The organism is Bradyrhizobium sp. (genome assembly GCF_049581145.1).
Lineage (GTDB): Bacteria > Pseudomonadota > Alphaproteobacteria > Rhizobiales > Xanthobacteraceae > Bradyrhizobium.
In genome coordinates this window covers 1-3,724 of record NZ_JBAURI010000159.1, presented here as the reverse complement: position 1 = coordinate 3,724, position 3,724 = coordinate 1, and the positions used below count along the sequence as shown (strand labels likewise).

The following is a 3,724-nucleotide window of genomic DNA, read 5'->3' as shown; positions in this document are numbered from 1 at the left end:
GGTGTAGACCTTCTCGGACAGCGGGATGCGCTCGCGCGCGACGTCGAACCACTCGCCCTGCGCCTGCGCGGCCAACAGCTTCGCGCACTCGATCGGCGTATGCGAAACCACTTTGAGGAGCTGCCGGTGCGACCACACGTCGTTCTCATGTGGCGCTACGTTGAGGTCGCCGACCAGGATATGGCGGTCGTCGCCGCGCGGATGCAGCGGCTCGCAAGCCTTCATCTCGTCGAGAAACTGCAGCTTGTGCTCGAATTTCGGATTGAGCGCCGGATCGGGAATGTCGCCGCCGGCCGGGACATAGAAATTATGCAGCACCAGCGGCTTTGTCAGTCGCGCCTTTTCGCCGAACCCGACCGAGATGTGGCGCGAATCGACCTTGTCGCAGAAGGTGCGGATATCGGTGCTCTCGAACGGCAGTTTCGAGATCACTGCGACGCCATGATAGCCTTTTTGTCCGTTCAGCGCGACGTGCTCGTAGCCCAGGCGCCTGAAACGCTTGAGCGGAAACGCGTCATCGATGCATTTGGTCTCCTGCAGGCACAGCACGTCCGGCCGCACCGCCTTGATGAATTTGGCGACCAGATCGATGCGCAGCCGCACCGAATTGATGTTCCATGTCGTCAGGGAAAGCCGCATCGAACCGATAGCTGGGCCGCGGCGCGGTGCCTCGGCGAGAGCACAGGCTTAGCCGATCCGGCGCGGTCGTTCGAGGCTCGCCAAAGACCGCGTGTGTCTCTGGGCCGGCTATCCACCGCGAATGCGCAGGTTCGGGAGAATTCAGCCCGGCGGCGTCGGGTAGTTGGTGAAGTCGATCTTGAACAGGCCTGGATCGACCTTCTTCGAAGAATCGAGGTTATAGACTGCAACGGTGGTGTCGTAGCCCTGCGGATCGGTCACCGTCCATTGCTTGAGCTGGCCATCCTTGGCGCCGACCATCAGCATCAGCCGGCTCGTGCCGATCAGCGCCTGCTTCTCCTCGATGGTGACGCTGATGTACAGATCATCCGACGTCACGCTCACCACATTGGTATCCTTCATGAGATCGATGCGGTCGGAGAGCAGGAAACGCAACGGCGTCTGCGACAAGGGGTAGACGTCCTGTGTCGCCAGATTGCGGTCGCGCACCACCAGCGACGATCCGTCGGCGATGATATCGATCGGGGTCGGCGGGTCGTATTCGAAGCGGACCTTGCCGGGCTTCTGAATGAAGAAGTCGCCCTTGGTCTTGCTGCCGTCAGGCCCGACCTGGACGAAATTCCCGACCAATGTCTGCAGCGACGAAAGATAGGCGCTGACCTTCGCGGCCTGCGCTTTCTGATTGGCGTCGAAGGTCGCGAAAATACTGGCCGGCACATTGCGACGCGGATCCGGGATGAACGGGTCGGGCGGCGAAGCCGAGGTCGAGCCTGTCGTCATCGGAGCCTTCTTCAACTCCGAGGCGCTCAGCTGCATGCCGTCGCGGCCCTTCGGCGCAGGCTTCGGAATCGGAACCGCGGTCTGTGCCGAACTCGGCATAGCCACGCAAAGCGTCGACGATGCGAGCAGCGCCGACAAAGCGATAACGAGGCCCCGACGGGCACGGGCCGCGGTGATTCGGAATTCTGGATTTATGTTCAACGCAGAGTCCTGACTAGCTTTTGCCATCTTATCGGGGTTTCGGCGTAAGGCGTTATCGTTTTTACGTGAAAACTCTGTTCCGGCTGCGCGTGTCAAGTTGACGTCAGAAGCGGGTGTCTTCTTCCTCGATCAGGATCTCGCGTTTGCCGGCATGATTGGCTTGTCCGACGATACCTTCGAGTTCCATGCGCTCCATCAGCGACGCGGCGCGGTTATAACCGATTTGCAGGCGCCGTTGGATATAGCTCGTTGACGCCTTGCGGTCGCGCTTGACGATGGCAACCGCCTGCGAGAACAGGTCGGCACCGCCATCGCCGCCCATGCCGGTCGAATCGAATACCGCGCCATCCTCCTCGGACGGCTCTTCCGCGGTGACCTCTTCGAGATATTCGGGCGAGCCTTGCGTCTTCAGATGGCGCACCACCTTCTCGACCTCTTCGTCCGAGACAAAGGGGCCATGCACGCGGCTGACGCGGCCGCCACCGGCCATGTACAGCATGTCGCCTTGTCCAAGCAGCTGCTCGGCGCCCATTTCGCCCAAAATGGTGCGGCTGTCGATCTTGGAGGTGACCTGGAATGAGATGCGGGTCGGGAAATTCGCCTTGATGGTTCCGGTAATGACGTCGACCGACGGCCGCTGGGTCGCGAGAATCACGTGCAGGCCGGCGGCGCGCGCCATCTGCGCCAGGCGCTGCACCGCCCCCTCGATATCCTTGCCGGCCACCATCATCAGGTCGGCCATCTCGTCGACGATGATGACGATATAGGGCAACGGATCGAGATCGAGCTTCTCCTCCTCGTAGATCGCCTTGCCGGTCTCCTTGTCGAAACCGGTATGCACCGTCCGGTTCAACTCCTCGCCCTTGGCTTTCGCTTCTTTGAGCCGCATGTTGTAGCCGTCGATGTTGCGCACACCGAGCTTGGACATCTTCTTGTAGCGCTCCTCCATCTCGCGTACGGCCCATTTCAGGGCGACGACGGCTTTTTTCGGATCGGTCACGACCGGCGTCAGCAGATGCGGAATGCCGTCATAGACCGACAATTCGAGCATCTTGGGATCGACCATGATCAGCCGGCATTGATCCGGACGCAGCCGGTAGAGCAGGCTCAGGATCATGGTGTTGATCGCGACCGATTTGCCGGAGCCCGTGGTGCCGGCGATCAAAAGATGCGGCATGCGCGCGAGATCGACGACGACGGAGTCGCCGCCGATGTTCTTGCCCAGGCAGAGCGGCAACTTGGCGGGCGATTCGACGTAGTCCTTGCCGGCGAGCAGTTCGCGCAGATGGACCTTCTCGCGATGGGCGTTCGGCAGTTCGATGCCGATCGCGTTGCGGCCCGGGACGACCGCGACACGCGCCGACACGGCGCTCATCGAGCGCGCGATGTCGTCAGCCAGTCCGATGACGCGCGACGATTTGATGCCGGGGGCCGGCTCGAGCTCATACAACGTCACAACCGGTCCGGGGTGGGCCTTGACGATTTCGCCGCGGACGCCGAAATCCCCGAGCACGCCTTCCAGCGCCCGGGAGTTCGTCTCGAGCTCGGACTTGCTGAGCGGTTGGCGCTCGGCGGCCTTGGGCGCGCTGAGTATCGACACTGCGGGCAGCTCGAACCTGTCGGTCGATTTTTTCGTCACGGCACGCGCGGACGCCTTTTTCCGCGGCGCACGGGCGGCCGGAGTCTCCTCCTCCTCGTCGTCCTCGTCCTCCTCGTCCTCCTCGTCTTGTTGCGGCGCCAAGGCGGGAGCCGTGCGGGCTCCGAGGGTCGGTTCTTGACGCTCGGGCGCGGCGAGTCGGGCCTGCGACCCGCTTGAGACCAGCGACCTGTAGGCTGTGGTCAAGAGCCAGACGGCGCGCGCCTTCGCGCTCATCAGCGCGTGAAATATCCATCCCAGCGAGACCGAGCCGTCATCTTCCTCCTCCTCGACGAAGGGCGCGTCATCATCCGCGATGGTCGAAGCTTCTTCATCCTTCTCGCGTGCGCCCAAGCCGCCGGCGATGAGGAGGGTTGCGGTCATGGTCAGCGCGAACACGATCCCGAGGACCAGTCGATAGATGAAGCCGGGCGGACCGAATGCGACCGCGGGGGCGCGCACCAGCGC

At 62.6% G+C, this 3,724-nt stretch carries 3 protein-coding genes; all 3 read right to left on the bottom strand.

Annotated elements, in window-relative coordinates; all coding sequences use genetic code 11:
• Positions 1 to 639 (bottom strand): exodeoxyribonuclease III (locus tag WCB02_RS05215; protein WP_423956773.1); only part of this gene is annotated, 639 nt, incomplete at its 3' end.
• Between the two features lie 141 nt (positions 640 to 780).
• On the bottom strand, positions 781 to 1,518 hold the full coding sequence (locus WCB02_RS05210; RefSeq protein ID WP_423956772.1) for an outer membrane lipoprotein carrier protein LolA: 738 nt from the start codon (positions 1,516 to 1,518) through the stop codon (positions 781 to 783).
• 205 nt (positions 1,519 to 1,723) lie between these two features.
• Positions 1,724 to 3,724: DNA translocase FtsK (locus WCB02_RS05205; protein WP_423956771.1), on the bottom strand; the 2,001-nt coding region annotated here is incomplete at its 5' end.

Coding starts and splice junctions, on each gene's coding strand:
- WCB02_RS05210 (WP_423956772.1), bottom strand. CDS start 1,518: ATGCCGAGTTCGGCACAGACCGCGGTTCCGATTCCGAAGCCTGCGCCG.